Below are 15704 nucleotides of genomic sequence, written 5' to 3'. Positions count from 1 at the left end.
TTATGAATACTTATGTAAGGGAACCAGTTAATGCATTTACTCACTTAGGTGGAGCGATATTATCATTTATTGCGTTATTAGCTATGCTTGTGAAAGTTTCTATCAAGATGCCATCATTTGCTGCAATTACAGCTGTTATTTTGTTTGGTATTGGAATGATGGTCCTTTATACGGCGTCAGCTGTATATCATAGTGTTGTGGCCAATGAACGTGTTATATACTTCTTTAGGAAGCTAGATCATTCTATGATTTTTATATTAATTGCAGGTACATATGCACCCTTTTGCTTAATTACATTAAATTCAGCAAGTGGTTTGCTATTATTTTGTTTAGTCTATGCAACTGCGATTTGTGGCATTGTATTTAAAATGTTTTGGTTTAATTGTCCAAGGTGGTTATCGACAGCAATTTATATTACGATGGGTTGGTTAATTGTTTTATTCTTTGCACCGTTAGCTGAGAATTTAAGTACAGGAGGCATTATTTTCTTAGTACTTGGGGGCATTTTTTATACAATTGGTGGATTTATTTATGGAACAAAGCCAAAATGGTTAGAGTTTAAATACATGGGGCATCATGAAATTTTTCATGTTTTTGTATTATTAGGTAGTCTTGCGCATTTTCTAAGTGTATATTGTTACGTAATTTAATAAAAAAACGTCACATAATTTTTATTATGTGGCATTTTTTTATTACCTGATTAGAATCGTATATGTTATAAAATTATTATGGGATAAAATGTAAGTTTCTGTGTTCGCATGTTAAACATAGGATAAGAAATATGTGATATACTTTGAGAAGTTTATAATGAATGAAATATGGAGGACTATAATTATGGCAATACTTGTAACAGGTGGAGCAGGATATATTGGTAGTCATACATGTGTAGAATTACTAAATAGCGGTTACGAAGTTATAGTAGTGGATAATCTTTCGAATAGCTCGGTAGAATCTATAAATCGAGTAAAAGAAATAACAGGAAAACAATTTAAGTTTTATAAAGAAGATGTTTTAAATCGCGAAGCGCTTGACGCAATTTTTGAAGAAAATTCAATTGAAGCAGTTATTCACTTTGCAGGATTTAAAGCTGTAGGGGAGTCAGTAGCGATTCCATTAACATATTATCATAACAACATTACAAGCACGTTAGTGCTATGTGAAGTAATGCAGAAACATAATGTAAAGAAGATAATCTTTAGTTCATCTGCAACTGTATATGGTATCCCGGAAACGTCACCGATTACGGAGGAGTTTCCATTAAGTGCAACAAATCCATATGGTCAAACGAAATTAATGATTGAGCAAATTATGCGTGATGTAGCATTTGCAGATGCAGAATGGAGTATCGCATTACTTCGCTATTTCAATCCATTTGGTGCACACGAAAGTGGGCGTATCGGAGAAGATCCAAATGGAATCCCAAATAACTTAATGCCATATGTAACGCAAGTAGCGGTAGGTAAGTTAAAAGAATTAAGCGTATTCGGAAATGACTATCCAACGAAAGATGGAACAGGAGTCCGTGATTACATCCATGTTGTGGACTTAGCAAATGGTCACGTAAAGGCGCTTGAGAAAGTACTGAGTACAACAGGAGTAGATGCTTATAACCTGGGCACAGGCATGGGCTATAGTGTACTAGAGATGGTTGAAGCGTTTGAAAAAGTTTCGGGCAAGAAAGTTCCTTATAAAATTACAGAGCGTCGCCCAGGTGATGTGGCAGTATGTTTTGCTGATGCATCGAAAGCAAAGCGTGAATTAGGCTGGGAGGCAACACGCGGATTAGAAGAAATGTGTGCTGACTCTTGGAAATGGCAATCAAATAATAAAAATGGCTATTTAGAAGTTTAATGATGAATATAAAAAATGACCTTTGCATAAAAGCAAGAGGTCATTTTTTATATTCATTTTCTACTAAGTTTATTAGCGAACCTAGAAAAGAACGTTCGCTGTTTTAAATGATATGATTTTACAATATCTTATGCTAGAAGGTAGTAGAATGAGATAGAGTAATGTATTATTTTATTAATTTTTTATGGGAATTGAAAGCGTATTATTGAAATGTATTCCAACACTTGTATCATTGCTAGAGTACGTTTATAATCAAGGAATCCTAGTTCATGTTTTGATAGGAGTATTTATTATTGAAAGCGTTTTAAATTCACTCCTTTTTTTGAGGTAGGAGGTCTGACTTATTTAGGTGAAAAATTATGTATGTAGTTTTAAATGGGAAGAAAAATAATATAAGTATCATTTTATAGTGTGGGGAGGTTAAAAGTGTGAAAGGTAAAGATTTTCACACGAATATATATGGGTTATGTAGGATTATTACTTTCAGGGGCAGCTTTATTTTTAAATAGTCTTGTTATATTAGGGAAAGCAGAGATGAAAAGTGCGGGTGTTTTTAATTTATTTGTGGGTGCACTACAAATTATTATTCCGTTTTATTTGATTATGATTTCTGACCAAAGCAATTGGACAGTGTATTCATATGCGGCTACTTTCTTATTTGGATTAACTTATTTATATGTAGGTGTTACTTTTATAAAAGGAATGGATAGTAGTGGTCTAGGATGGTTTTGTATTTGGGTAGCAATTATAGCCTTATTCTATATGGTTGTTTCATTTGTTCAATTCCATGATGTTGTTAATGCGTTAACGTGGTTTATGTGGGCATTACTTTGGTATTTATTCTTTGTATTAAATACACAAAAGAAGAACATTAATCAATATCTTGGAAGGATTGCCTTCGTACAATCATGGGTAACATTGACTTTACCTTCACTCTTTTATTTTATGGGAGTGTGGGGAGAGGGATTCGTATATGAATTATGGGTTTATGTATCTGTAATTTCTATTTTATACTTCTGTTATTGTATTTATAAATATCGAGTACGTTAATATATTATCTGTATAAAGGCATGGAATCGTTAAACGAATTCCATGCTTTTTATATGTTAGCACTTATAATAGAGAGGTAGTATTTTACAATTTGCTAAAGTGGGGATGATGAAGTTGAAAAAAGTATTGGTGCTAGGGGGAACAAGATTTTTTGGTAAACATTTAGTAGAAGCACTTTTGCAAGAGGGGCACGATGTAACGATTGCGACGAGAGGAATTACGGAAGATTCTTTTGGCAGTAGAGTAAAAAGACTTATTGTAGATAGGGAAGATGAAAAACAACTAGCAGAGCGTCTAGGAGATAAAAGTTATGATATTGTATACGATAATTTATGCTATAGCTCGAATGCAGCGAAGGTAATATGTGAAGTGTTACGAGGGAAAACGAAGAAATATGTTATGACATCTTCAATGGCCGTCTATGAACCTGCCCTAAGCTTATCAGAAGAAGACTTTAATCCGTACGAGTATGCAATCGCGTATGGAGATAGGAATGACTTCAATTATGGTGAAGGAAAGAGATTAGCTGAAGCCGTTGTATTTCAACATGCAACATTCCCAGTCGTTGCAGTGCGTTTTCCAGTTGTTATTGGAGAAAATGATTATACGAAAAGGTTACAATTTTACGTTGAATGTATTGTGAACCAAAAACCTATCGTTGTGGATCATGTAGATGGAACTTTGTCATTTATACATGAAAAAGAGGCAGGAGAGTTTCTAGCTTGGTGCGGAATGGCAAATGTGAGAGGACCAATTAACGCCTGTAGTAACGGAGTAGTTTCTATGGAAGAAATTATTCATTTCATAGAAGAGAAGACAGGAATAAAAGCACTCATTCAGAAAGCTGGGGGAAATATAGCTCCTTATAATGAGGTAACTAACTGTACGTTACATAATGGAAAGGCTCGTGAATTCGGATTTTTGTTCCGAGAGCTGAAACTAGAAATAAAAAATATTTTAAAACATTATATAAATACAATGAAGTAATCATAAATCCCCCGGTGGCAATCCGGGGGATTCTGGAGGATTTCGACAATACTGATTTTACATTACCAAATTTACCTTATACGTACGACTAATGTTTTTGTGATTGAATTGCTTGTAAATACTTCTCGTTTACTTGGTCCCAGTTTACTGTATGCCACCAGTTGGTAACAAACTCTGGGCGCCTATTTTGATACTTTAAATAATAAGCATGTTCCCATACATCAATTACGAGTAAGGGGATTTTCCCTTCTTGCAAAGGCGTATCTTGATTTGGTGTACTCATAACAGAGAGTTCCTCACCGTCAAGAACAAGCCATCCATAGCCACTTCCAAAACGACTAATAGCTGCTTTGGAAAGTTGATCTTTTAAGTTGTCAAAGGTATTGAAATAATAATCAATTACTTTTGCAACGTCTCCATTAGGCTCACCGCCACCTCGTGGGCTCATCACTTCCCAAAAAAGACTATGACAATAGTGACCACCACCGTTATTTCGTACAGCTGTAACAATTTCCTTCGGTAAAGCATCTAAATTACATAGCAATTCTTCTAAAGATTTATTATGTAATTCAGTATAATTTTCTAAAGTAGCATTTAAATTGTTTACGTATGTCGCATGGTGCTTTCCATGATGAATGGCAAGTGTATTGCTATCAATATGTGGCTCTAGTTCATCATAGTCATATGAAAGCTTTGGCAATTGAAATGAAGACATAACATTCCCTCCTTTCGACTTAAAAAGTTGGTCTAGGTAAAAATACTTTACCTAAGTCAAAAATACACCCGTTTTCCATATAAGTCAATAGTAATTCCATTAATTTTCTGAAAAATATTACAATAAAAGTAACACTCTCACTTTCATTTGTGACTCCTATCCTTTTTGCTTATACTGTAAAGTAGCAGGGTTTTGTTGAAATAGAAGGAGATTGTTTATGAGTAAAACGAAACAATTAATAGAGGAAGCAAGCAATTTTATTACGATTTGTTATAAGGAGCTTCATAAAGAACAATTGATAGAAGAACGTATAAAAGAAATTCAAATTGAGATAGAGAAGACAGGGACATATGAGCATACATTTGAAGAACTTGTTCATGGTTCACGAATGGCATGGCGTAACAGTAATAGATGTATTGGAAGACTATTTTGGAGTAAGATGCACATATTAGATGCGCGCGAAGTAAATGATGAAGAGGGTGTATATAATGCATTAATTCATCATATTAAATATGCAACGAACGACGGAAAAGTTAAACCAACCATTACGATTTTTAAGCAATATCAAGGTGAAGAAAATAATATAAGAATTTATAATCACCAATTGATTCGATATGCAGGATATAAAACAGAAACGGGAGTGATTGGTGATTCTCATTCCGCTACATTTACGGACTTTTGTCAGGAGCTTGGTTGGCAAGGAGAAGGTACGAATTACGATGTATTGCCACTTGTGTTTTCTATAGATGGAAAAGCGCCTATATATAAAGAAATTCCGAGAGAAGAAGTAAAAGAAGTGCCAATTGAACACCCGGAATACCCTATTTCATCACTTGGAGTAAAATGGTATGGTGTTCCAATGATTTCAGATATGCGTTTAGAAATTGGCGGTATTTCTTATACAGCCGCTCCGTTCAATGGATGGTATATGGGAACAGAAATTGGGGCGCGCAACTTAGCAGATCATGATCGTTATAATTTACTTCCGGCTGTTGCGGAGATGATGGATTTAGATACATCGAGAAACGGTACCTTATGGAAAGATAAGGCGCTAATTGAGTTAAATATTGCCGTACTACACTCCTTTAAAAAACAAGGAGTTAGTATTGTTGATCACCATACTGCTGCACAACAATTTCAGCAATTTGAGAAGCAAGAAGCTGCTTGTGGTCGTGTTGTAACAGGTAATTGGGTATGGCTTATTCCACCATTATCTCCAGCTACCACCCACATTTATCATAAACCGTATCCGAATGAAATTTTGAAGCCAAATTTCTTTCATAAATGATATTTAGTGTAGGTTTTTTCTGTGAAATATAATTTTTTAAAATTACTGTTATGTAGCAAATGGAAGCCTTTACTCTCGGTTATTTTTGGAAGAGGCTTTTTGAACCAAGGAGTTCCTTATGTTATAATCAAATTTCTGTTTCGAAGACCTTATAGAAATATAAGGTCTTTTGTTTTGCTTTTTTATGTAAGAGGAAGAGATTCTTTCTTTTTAATAAGGGATTTGGCATATTTTTAGGGACAACATAAGTATGTGGGAAGTCGATAAAATGTTATGCATATATAATTATTGTGTTTTGGTTTTAAACAATAAAACATAATAAAGTTGTTTTTTTAGATTGCTGAGGAAGGAGGAAGTGTAAATGAGGATGAAGAGTCGAAAAACTGATTGGCCTGTATTTATTATTAGTGGTGGTTCACTTTTATTATTTGTAATTGCAGTTTTTTTGAACAAGGATTATGTAGAGAGTGCGATTAATAAAAGTTTCGCTTTTTCAATTAAATATTTCGGTGCCTTCTGGCAAATTTTATTATTAGGTACATTTATTGTTGCGATGTGTATGGCGTTCTCCAAATATGGGAGAGTTAAGCTTGGAGGATTAGAAAAACCTGAGATTAGTACGGCAAAATGGCTTGCTATTATTATGTCTACATTACTTGCCGGAGGTGGCGTTTTTTGGGCAGCAGCAGAGCCAATGTATCATTTGATGACGGTGCCACCAATACATGATGGTATATCTGCTGGAACGAAAGAAGCAGTCATGCCTGCTTTAGCACAAAGTTATATGCATTGGGGATTTTTAGCATGGACGATTTTAGGTACAATTAGTGCGGTAGTTATGATGTATGGACATTATCATAAAGATATGCCGCTAAAACCTCGAACGCTTTTATATCCTATTTTTGGGGAAAAATTAAGAAAGAGCCTGCTTGGAACGATAATTGATGCAGCTGCAATTATTGCAGTAGCTGCAGGTACAATTGGCCCAATTGGATTTTTAGGTTTACAAGCAAGTTATGGATTACAAGAATTATTTGGAATTTCTGATGTGTTTACTACTCAATTAGCAATTATTGTTTGTGTGGTGGCCGTGTCTACCATATCGGCAGTAACAGGTATTGATAAAGGGATTCAAATTATAAGTAATTTAAATGTTAGATTAGCAATTGTATTAATGGCATTCATATTACTATTTGGGCCAGGTGGATTTATTATTGATTCGTTTGTTTCTTCGTTTGGATTTTATGTAAATGAATTTATACCGATGAGCACATATCGTGGTGATGCAAGTTGGTTAGGATCTTGGACAATCTTTTTCTGGGGATGGTTTATTGGATACGGACCAATGATGGCAATTTTAGTGAGTCGAATTTCAAGAGGGAGAACGATTCGAGAAATCATCGTTGCAATTGGAATTATCGCACCTATTATTACAACGTTTTGGTTTACTATATTAGGTGGATCAGGCGTGTTTTATGAGTTGATGAATCCTGGGTCTATCTCGGACGCATTAAGTGAATCTGGTATGCCGGCAGCTATGATTGCAATTACAGGACAATTGCCACTTTCTAATATTATTGGACCAGCATTTCTTTTATTAACAATTTTATTTGTAGTGACAACAGGGGATTCAATGGCGTATTCCATTTCAATGGCAGTGACTGGAGACGGAGATCCTAGAATTAGTTTGCGAATTTTTTGGTCGCTTATTATGGGCGCAGTTGCAGCAATTCTTTTATATATGGGTGAAGGAAGTATTAATGCGCTACAATCGTTTATCGTGGTGACGGCAGTTCCGGTATCAATTTTGTTATTCCCAATGCTATGGTTAGCGCCTAAAGTTGCGGGAGAATTAGCATTAAAACAAGGTATTGTAAAAGAAGAAGATAAAACTGCATTCTTATTTCAGAAGGCTAGTAAATCAAAATAAATAAAAACGTAAAAGAGGAAGCATCTTAAATGAGATGCTTCCTCTTTTACGTTTAATCTAATACTTTTCCCTTTGTTTCTGGTACACATAGTAGCATTGTAATTAACCCGATTGGGTAGATGATAAAAATCAAGGACAATGCTCCAAGTAGGTTGCCACCTGTAGCGAGTAAGCCAATAATAACAGGCCCAAATCCAGCTAACCCACGTCCTGTACCGAAAATAAAGTTTTCAGCGGTAGAGCGAGCTTCAGCAGGATAGTTTTCAGCTAAAATTGCCCCAAATCCTCCCATCATTCCATTTGCAAAGAATCCAAGCAATGCACTTCCCCATAATAATAATGTTGAATCTGTGAATAAGAAGAAGTAAATGAGACAGTATACTGTACCGCCAATATAATAGATTGCAAAAGTTTTACGGCGACCAATTTTATCAGCTAGAATACCAAAGATTGCAATTCCAATTAGCATACCGATGGTAGAAATGAACATCCAGCCACTTGCTTTTGCTAATGTATAGTTATATTTATTTGCTAAAATAGTGGGCATCCATGTGAAGATTCCGTAATATCCGAAGTTTTGGATAAACGACATAATAATAAGACCAATTGTTGTAATTGTTACTTTTTTATTGGCAAATAACTTTCGAAGTGGGAATTTTTTTATATGTTTTAGTTGTTCTGCTTCAGTAGTTGTTAATTTACCTGTAGCTTCTTTTTGCAACAGTTCCTTTTTGTAGCGTTGTTTTTGCTCCCATATTTTCGGTTCACTTAAACTTTTACGGACATAGACAGCTAGTAAAGCTGGAATTAATCCAAATAAGAAAACGGCTCTCCATCCAAAGTGTGGGACAATAAATGCTGGAAGGAGTGAAGCAATCAGTACACCAAATTGCCATCCAAGTGCAACAACAGATGTCGCTTTAGCTCGCATTTCTTTAGACCAGGTTTCTGTTACGATGGCCATTCCGATTCCGAATTCACCACCAACTCCCATTCCAACTAAAAAGCGCAGAATTAATAATTGCCAGTAGTCTGTTGCGAAATAAATGAGTGCGGTTGCTAGTGAAAACAGTAAGATTGTGAAGGCCATTGTACGAATACGGCCAAATAAATCAGCAATAAATCCAAATAAATAAGAACCAATTAACATCCCTATTGTGGTAGCTAATGTTAAGTTTCCACCTTCAACAGGACTTAAGTGAAACTCTTTTAAAATATAGACAAGTACGAAAGATAATAGCAACATATCTAAACCTTCTGCTGCATATCCTAGCGCAGAACCAAATAATGTTTTATATCTTTTCGCTTTCGTCTCCTCTGTTGTTTGTTGTACATCAGTAGTGACGTTCATTATTACTCCTCCTTATTTTCTACAGTCGCTATGGAAGAATAACAAAAGGCCTTCTCACCTGATATGATGAGAAGGCCAAAAAAGCATACGTATCCCCCAAAAAGAACATACGTATATTATATTCCGACTTCCTTCTCAACCTCACGGGGTTGAGTTAAAGGACTGTATTATATTACTTTATTTTTAGCACTCTTCTATTGTATTGTCAAATAAAGAGGAAGTTATTATGTGTAAAATATTTCAAAAAATATTTCGTTCTTCTTGACGCCGACTTCATTATTTTCCCATAATAAAACTAACTAAATAAAAAGGAATGAATCAAAGATGCTAAATTTAGTACTCATGATGATTGAACGAGTCGGACTTATAGTTATTTTAGGATTTTTACTCTCTCATATTAAAACTTTCAGACGCCTCCTTCATAAACAGGATGGCTATGTAGATAAGCTGAAGCTTATTTGTATTTTTTCGGTATTTACAATTGTAAGCAATTACACTGGGATTGAAATAGCAGGAAATACGATTATGAATGAAAACTGGTTACAAGGTGTTTCTTCGTCAAGTACAATTGCGAATACGCGTATTATGGGTGTCGGTATTAGCGGCTTACTTGGTGGCCCTATCGTAGGGGTTGGAGTAGGATTTATTGCTGGTATTCATCGTTATATGCTTGGTGGTACGACAGCGCTAAGCTGCGCAATCTCTTCTATTTTAGCGGGGATTATAACTGGTTATATTGGATATATTTTCAAAAAATATAATCGTACAATTACTCCTAAGTTTTCAGCAGTTTTAAGTGTTTTTATCGTATCTTTAGAAATGCTAATGATTTTATTAATTATAGAGGATGGAATTAGCGTTGTGAAAACAATAGCGATACCAATGATTCTTGTAAATAGTTTTGGAAGTTTTATTTTACTTTCTATGATACAAGCTATTTTGCGTCAGGAGGAGAATGCAAAGGCACTTCAGACCCATAAAGTATTACGTATTGCAGATAAAACGTTACCGTATTTCCGCCAAGGCTTAACAGAAGAATCATGTAAGCATGTGGCACAAATTATTCACCGTTTTACAGGAACAGATGCGGTATCCTTAACAGATACAGAGAAAATATTAGCTCATGTTGGATTAGCATCAGATCACCATATTCCTTCACATAGTTTAATAACCGGTTTGTCGAAAGAAGTGTTAAACACAGGGAAAATAATGAAAGCGAAATCACGTGAGGTTATTAATTGTCAACATGAAGGGTGCCCTTTGCAAGCGGCGATTGTAATTCCACTAACTTCGCATGGAAATACGATAGGGACATTAAAACTCTATTTCAAAAATCCTAACCAGTTAAGTCGTGTGGAAGAGGAATTAGCAGAAGGGTTAGCAAAAATATTCTCCACGCAGTTAGAGTTAGGAGAAGCTGAGTTGCAAAGTAAATTACTTCAAGATGCGGAGATAAAAGCATTACAAGCGCAAATTAACCCACACTTTTTATTTAATGCGATTAATACAGTATCAGCTTTATGTCGAACAGATGTAGAAAAAGCAAGGAAGTTATTATTACAGCTTAGCGTATATTTCCGTTGTAATTTGCAAGGGGCACGTCAGTTATTGATTCCACTAGAACAAGAATTAAACCATGTACAGGCATACTTATCACTAGAACAAGCAAGGTTCCCAAATAAGTATGAGGTAAAGATGTATATTGAAGATGAGCTAAAGACAACTTTAGTACCACCATTTGTTCTTCAACTATTGGTTGAAAATGCATTGCGACATGCTTTTCCGAAGAAGCAACCAGTATGCGAAGTGGAAGTGCATGTTTTTGAAAAAGAGGGTATGGTTCACTTTGAAGTAAAAGATAATGGACAGGGAATTGAGGAAGAACGTTTAGAACAATTAGGAAAGATGGTAGTTTCGTCAAAGAAAGGGACTGGAACAGCTTTATATAATATTAATGAACGTCTTATTGGGTTATTTGGGAAAGAAACGATGCTTCATATTGAAAGTGAATTAAATAAAGGGACGGAGATTACCTTTATTATTCCAAAAAAAGTAGGGGAGGAAGAGCCGGGTGTTAAAAGTATTAGTAGTTGACGATGAAATGTTAGCACGTGATGAACTAAAGTATTTATTAGAGAGAACGAAAGAAGTTGAGATAATTGGTGAGGCTGATTGTGTGGAAGACGCATTAGAAGAACTAATGCAAAGTAGACCAGATATTGTGTTTTTAGATATTCAATTATCCGATGATAACGGATTTGAAATCGCGAATATATTAAAGAAGATGAAAAATCCACCTGCAATTGTATTTGCTACTGCCTATGATCAATATGCGCTGCAAGCATTTGAAGTAGATGCGTTAGACTACATTTTAAAACCATTTGATGAAGAGCGTATTGTGCAGACATTAAAGAAGTATAAAAAACAAAAACAAGCGCAAATAGAAACGAAGCACGAAATAAAGGGGACAGATGTAACAGCAGAGATGCATAAATTAGCATTACCAATTGAAGAATCAATCGTACTTGTGAATATTGAAGATATTATATATGTAGGGCTTGTAGATGGGAAAGTAACAGTAAAAACAACGAGGGAAACGTATGTAACACATGATACACTTGTAATTTTAGAGAAGAAGTTACCACAAGCAAGCTTCATGCGCGTACACCGTAGCTTTATTGCGAATATTAATCATATTACTGAAATTCAGCCATGGTTTAATTCTACTTATAATTTAATCATGAAAGAAGGATCGAAAGTACCTGTTAGCCGTACATATGCAAAAGAACTCAAGAAGCTGCTTCGTATTTAAGAAGCAGCTTTTGTATTTCATCCTTTTATATTTGTAACTGATTCTGTATATTTGACGTTCTGTTATGTAAACGCTTACTTATACGTTTGTATCCTATACAATAAAGGTACCAAATCGAAAGAGGTGGCCAAAATGAGTACGAAAAAAGTATATAGTTTCTTATCACAAGCATTCATATTCTCAGCTATTATGTTAATTTCTAATATTATTGCAACACATTTACCAATTCCAATGCCTTCATCGGTAATCGGGTTAGTTATTTTATTTAGTCTATTATGTTTAAAAGTTATTAAATTGGAGCAAGTTGAATCACTCGGAACAGCTTTAACAGGTATTATTGGATTCTTATTCGTCCCATCAGGTATTTCAGTTATTAATTCTCTTGGTGTAATGGGGCAATACTTTGTACAAATTTTAACTGTAATTGTTGTAGCAACAGTTATTTTACTTGCTGTAACAGGGTTATTTGCACAATTTATTTTAGGAAAAGATGAAAAAGAAACAGAAGATACAAAAGAATTGAAAGTAGTAAATAAAGGACGCAAGCACGGAAAGGTTGCGTAACCATTGCATTTATATATTGTTAGGAGGTAATGAACATGGCAAGCACAATGACTCCATATTTCGGAATCGTCGTTTCATTAATCGCATACGGAATCGGAACATTATTATTCAAGCATTCAAAAGGGTTCTTCCTATTTACACCATTATTCGTAGCGATGGTATTAGGGATTGTCTTTCTAAAGGTAGGTAACTTTACTTTTGAAGAATATAATACTGGCGGAAAAATGATTAGTTTCTTCTTAGAGCCAGCAACAATTGCATTTGCTATCCCACTCTATAAACAAGTTGATAAGTTGAAAAAATATTGGTGGCAAATTTTATCAGCTATCGTGGTTGGATCTATTTGCTCAGTAATTGTCGTGTTCATTGTTGCAAAAGCAATCGGTTTAGATACAGCAGTAATGAATTCAATGCTACCACAAGCAGCAACAACAGCAATTGCGTTACCAATTTCAGAAAGTATTGGTGGTATTCCAGCAATTACATCGTTTGCAGTTATTTTCAACGCAGTTATCGTATACGCATTAGGAGCATTATTCTTAAAAACATTTAGAGTGAAACATCCGATTGCAAAAGGTTTAGCACTTGGAACAGCGGGTCATGCATTAGGAGTTGCGGTAGGAATTGAAATGGGTGAGGTAGAGGCAGCGATGGCAAGTATTGCTGTAACAGTAGTTGGGGTTGTAACAGTAGTTGTCATCCCAATGTTCATACCATTCATTGGATAGTAAAACTTACTTAAAAAACAAGAAAAGCAAGCTATTTGTAGGACAGATTTCTACTGATAGCTTGCTTTTTATGTTACAGTAGTGGTAAGACCTATTTAAAAAAATATAAGTTTCCTTAAATCTTCATTAATACTATGTAGAATACGTTTTGAATTAGGTCATTGTATTGTAAAATAAGAAGTAAGCTACTATATACCTGTTAAGGTAGGCATATAATGAGTTTATAAAAATCTTAATATGAATGAATAATTAAAAGTAGAAAAGAGAGAGAAATCTACTTATTAACGTTTTAGTTTATAGGACAGGAGAGAGTATTCGTCGATTATGCAAATAAAAAACCTGTTTCAAAGTAAAGGATTTCAGAGGTTACTCGTATTAGTAATACTTGCTCTCGTGTTATACGGGCTGCAAAGTATGTTGAATTTAATATTAATTACGTTTATTCTCACGTATTTAATGGATCGATTCCAAAAGTTTATTTCCCGCAAATTAGATCATTTCATGCCTATTAATCGAAAAATTATTATAGCATTTCTATATGTAATGTTAATTGGTGGAATTGCTATTACGCTATTTAAATATTTACCAGTATTGACGATACAAATTTCACAACTGATTTACCAATTCAATGTATTTTTAAGAAACCCACCAGATAGTGAACTAATTAAGTATGCAGTTAATGCTGTCAATCATATGGAGCTTTCTAAATATGTAGGACAAGGCGTAGACATTTTGTATAAATCGATTACGAATGTTGGTAAATTTGGCCTTCAGGTTTTACTTTCTTTAATTTTGAGTTTGTTTTTCTTATTAGAAAAATCTCGTATTGTTGGTTTTACTGCAAAGTTTAAAGAAAGCAGGCTTGCAATTTTCTATACTGAAATTGAGTACTTCGGAAAGAAATTTGCACGTTCATTTGGAAAGGTAATCGAAGCACAATTTTTAATTGCTGTTGTTAACTGTGTTCTTTCAGTTATCGCATTATGGATATTAGGATTCCCGCAATTATTAGGTTTAGCATTAATGATTTTCTTGCTTGGATTAATTCCAGTAGCGGGGGTTATCATTTCGTTATTCCCACTTTGTATGATTGCTTACAATATTGGCGGTATTATGTACGTTGTTTATATTTTAGTTATCGTAACAGTGATTCATGCGCTTGAAAGTTACGTATTAAATCCGAAGTTTATGTCGCAAAAAACAAATTTACCGATTTTCTATACTTTTATGGTATTAATTTTCTCAGAGCACTTCTTAGGTGTATGGGGACTGATTATCGGTATTCCAATCTTCATTTTCTTACTAGATGTTTTAGACGTGACAAGTGATGAAATGGAGAAGGATGTTGGAAAAAATAAAGTGAAGTAAGAAAAAGCATCGATGTTCGATGCTTTTTCTTTTATAACATTATGTTTCTTATGCCATACTGTAAGGAGAATATAGAATAGGGGTGAAGTAATGGCTGTAAATGAAAAGGTAGAGTTAGCTACATTTGCTGGAGGGTGTTTCTGGTGTATGGTTTCTCCATTTGAAGAGATGGAGGGCATTATACAGGTTATTTCAGGTTATACAGGCGGTCATAAAGAGGACCCAACGTATAAAGAAGTGTGCTCAGAAACAACAGGACATTATGAAGCGGTACAAATTACATTTGATGCAAATAAAATGTCGTATGAGGAATTGTTAAATATATATTGGAGACAAATTGATCCGACCGATATTGGAGGACAATTCCACGACCGCGGACAGTCTTATGAAACAGTGATTTTTTATCATAATGAAGAACAACATAAAAAAGCAGAAGCCTCAAAAGAAGAACTTGAGCAGAGTGGGCGCTTTTCAAAACCAATTGCGACAAAAATACTACCAGCAGCTACATTTTATCCAGCTGAAGAATATCACCAAGGATATCATAAGAAAAACACATTCCGCTATGAGTTATATCGAAAAGGCTCAGGACGAGATGCTTTTATTAAGCAACATTGGCCAAAGGATAATGCTCATTTAAAAGAAAAACTCAATGAGATGCAGTTTTATGTAACGCAGGAAAATGGTACAGAACCACCATTTCGAAATGAGTATTGGAACCATAAAGAGGAAGGTCTTTATGTAGACATCGTTTCAGGTGAGCCGCTATTTACTTCTCTAGACAAATTTGATAGTGGATGTGGATGGCCTAGTTTTACAAAACCAGTTATGTCAGCAAGTGTGAAAGAAAAGATGGATGTGAGTCATAATATGACGCGTACAGAACTGAGAAGTAAGGAAGGAGATTCACATCTTGGGCATGTATTTCCAGACGGTCCAGGACCAAATGGCCTTCGTTACTGCATTAATTCTGCAGCCCTTCGATTTATTCCAAAAGAGGAATTAGAGAAAGAAGGCTATGGTGATTTTCTAGTCTTGTTTGGAAATAAAAAATAACCTC

At 34.8% G+C, this 15704-nt stretch carries 14 protein-coding genes; 12 read left to right on the top strand and 2 right to left on the bottom strand.

All coding sequences use genetic code 11. The annotated features are described in order from the left end of the window. Window positions 1-2: 2 nt before the first annotated feature. The 4 genes from trhA to DN407_RS26895 all read left to right on the top strand — a co-directional run bounded on the left by trhA (window position 3) and on the right by DN407_RS26895 (window position 3888). Window positions 3-650 carry a PAQR family membrane homeostasis protein TrhA gene (trhA, locus tag DN407_RS26915; RefSeq protein WP_001099728.1) on the top strand — a complete coding sequence of 216 codons (648 nt, stop codon included), beginning with the start codon at window positions 3-5 and terminating at the stop codon, window positions 648-650. A gap of 184 nt (window positions 651-834) precedes the next feature. Further along, entirely contained in the window at window positions 835-1851 is a 1017-nt protein-coding gene (gene galE / locus DN407_RS26910) for a UDP-glucose 4-epimerase GalE (protein ID WP_000996548.1), read from the top strand. Between the two features lie 459 nt (window positions 1852-2310). Beyond that, entirely contained in the window at window positions 2311-2901 is a 591-nt protein-coding gene (locus tag DN407_RS26900) for an AmiS/UreI family transporter (RefSeq protein ID WP_000542569.1), read from the top strand. 105 nt (window positions 2902-3006) lie between these two features. After that, on the top strand, window positions 3007-3888 hold the full coding sequence (locus DN407_RS26895) for an NAD-dependent epimerase/dehydratase family protein (protein ID WP_033668094.1): 882 nt from the start codon (window positions 3007-3009) through the stop codon (window positions 3886-3888). An 88-nt stretch (window positions 3889-3976) separates the two neighbouring features. Here DN407_RS26895 and sodA read toward each other — a convergent pair whose 3' ends face one another. Beyond that, window positions 3977-4603 (bottom strand): superoxide dismutase [Mn], encoded by a 627-nt coding sequence (gene sodA, locus DN407_RS26890; protein ID WP_000094035.1) that lies wholly within the window; start codon window positions 4601-4603, stop codon window positions 3977-3979. Between the two features lie 217 nt (window positions 4604-4820). Here sodA and DN407_RS26880 point away from each other — a divergent pair, with 217 nt between their 5' ends. Continuing rightward, window positions 4821-5891: a nitric oxide synthase oxygenase gene (locus DN407_RS26880; RefSeq protein ID WP_000047625.1), complete on the top strand. Its 1071-nt coding sequence runs from the start codon at window positions 4821-4823 to the stop codon at window positions 5889-5891. A gap of 361 nt (window positions 5892-6252) precedes the next feature. Next, window positions 6253-7821, top strand: a complete 1569-nt coding sequence (locus DN407_RS26875) for a BCCT family transporter (protein WP_001242440.1) — start codon at window positions 6253-6255, stop codon at window positions 7819-7821. Between the two features lie 52 nt (window positions 7822-7873). On the opposite strand, the gene DN407_RS26870 is transcribed toward DN407_RS26875, so the two are convergent. Further along, entirely contained in the window at window positions 7874-9172 is a 1299-nt protein-coding gene (locus DN407_RS26870) for an MFS transporter (protein ID WP_048568683.1), read from the bottom strand. 324 nt (window positions 9173-9496) lie between these two features. Here DN407_RS26870 and lytS point away from each other — a divergent pair, with 324 nt between their 5' ends. The 6 genes from lytS (at window position 9497) to msrB (ending at window position 15700) form a co-directional block, all read left to right on the top strand. Then, complete coding sequence (lytS, locus tag DN407_RS26865) at window positions 9497-11266, top strand: two-component system sensor histidine kinase LytS (RefSeq protein ID WP_000933590.1); 1770 nt, start codon at window positions 9497-9499, stop codon at window positions 11264-11266. Then, entirely contained in the window at window positions 11244-11984 is a 741-nt protein-coding gene (locus DN407_RS26860; RefSeq protein ID WP_000921841.1) for a LytR/AlgR family response regulator transcription factor, read from the top strand. The genes lytS and DN407_RS26860 overlap by 23 nt, the downstream gene beginning before the upstream one ends. A 132-nt stretch (window positions 11985-12116) precedes the next feature. Next, on the top strand, window positions 12117-12548 hold the full coding sequence (gene lrgA, locus DN407_RS26855) for an antiholin-like murein hydrolase modulator LrgA (RefSeq protein ID WP_000104901.1): 432 nt from the start codon (window positions 12117-12119) through the stop codon (window positions 12546-12548). A gap of 35 nt (window positions 12549-12583) precedes the next feature. Further along, a complete protein-coding gene (lrgB, locus tag DN407_RS26850) occupies window positions 12584-13276 on the top strand; it encodes an antiholin-like protein LrgB (protein WP_000168868.1) in 693 nt (230 codons plus the stop codon). A 324-nt stretch (window positions 13277-13600) separates the two neighbouring features. Then, window positions 13601-14644 (top strand): AI-2E family transporter, encoded by a 1044-nt coding sequence (locus tag DN407_RS26845; protein ID WP_001166010.1) that lies wholly within the window; start codon window positions 13601-13603, stop codon window positions 14642-14644. Window positions 14645-14734: 90 nt separating this feature from the next. After that, window positions 14735-15700 carry a peptide-methionine (R)-S-oxide reductase MsrB gene (msrB, locus tag DN407_RS26840; protein ID WP_149216735.1) on the top strand — a complete coding sequence of 322 codons (966 nt, stop codon included), beginning with the start codon at window positions 14735-14737 and terminating at the stop codon, window positions 15698-15700. The last annotated feature ends 4 nt before the right edge of the window (window positions 15701-15704 follow it).

Origin of the sequence: Bacillus sp. JAS24-2 (genome assembly GCF_008274905.1) — a bacterium.
Lineage (GTDB): Bacteria > Bacillota > Bacilli > Bacillales > Bacillaceae_G > Bacillus_A > Bacillus_A cereus.
The sequence above is the reverse complement of the archived record's forward strand: the minus strand, read 5'-3'. Positions and strand labels throughout refer to the sequence as shown.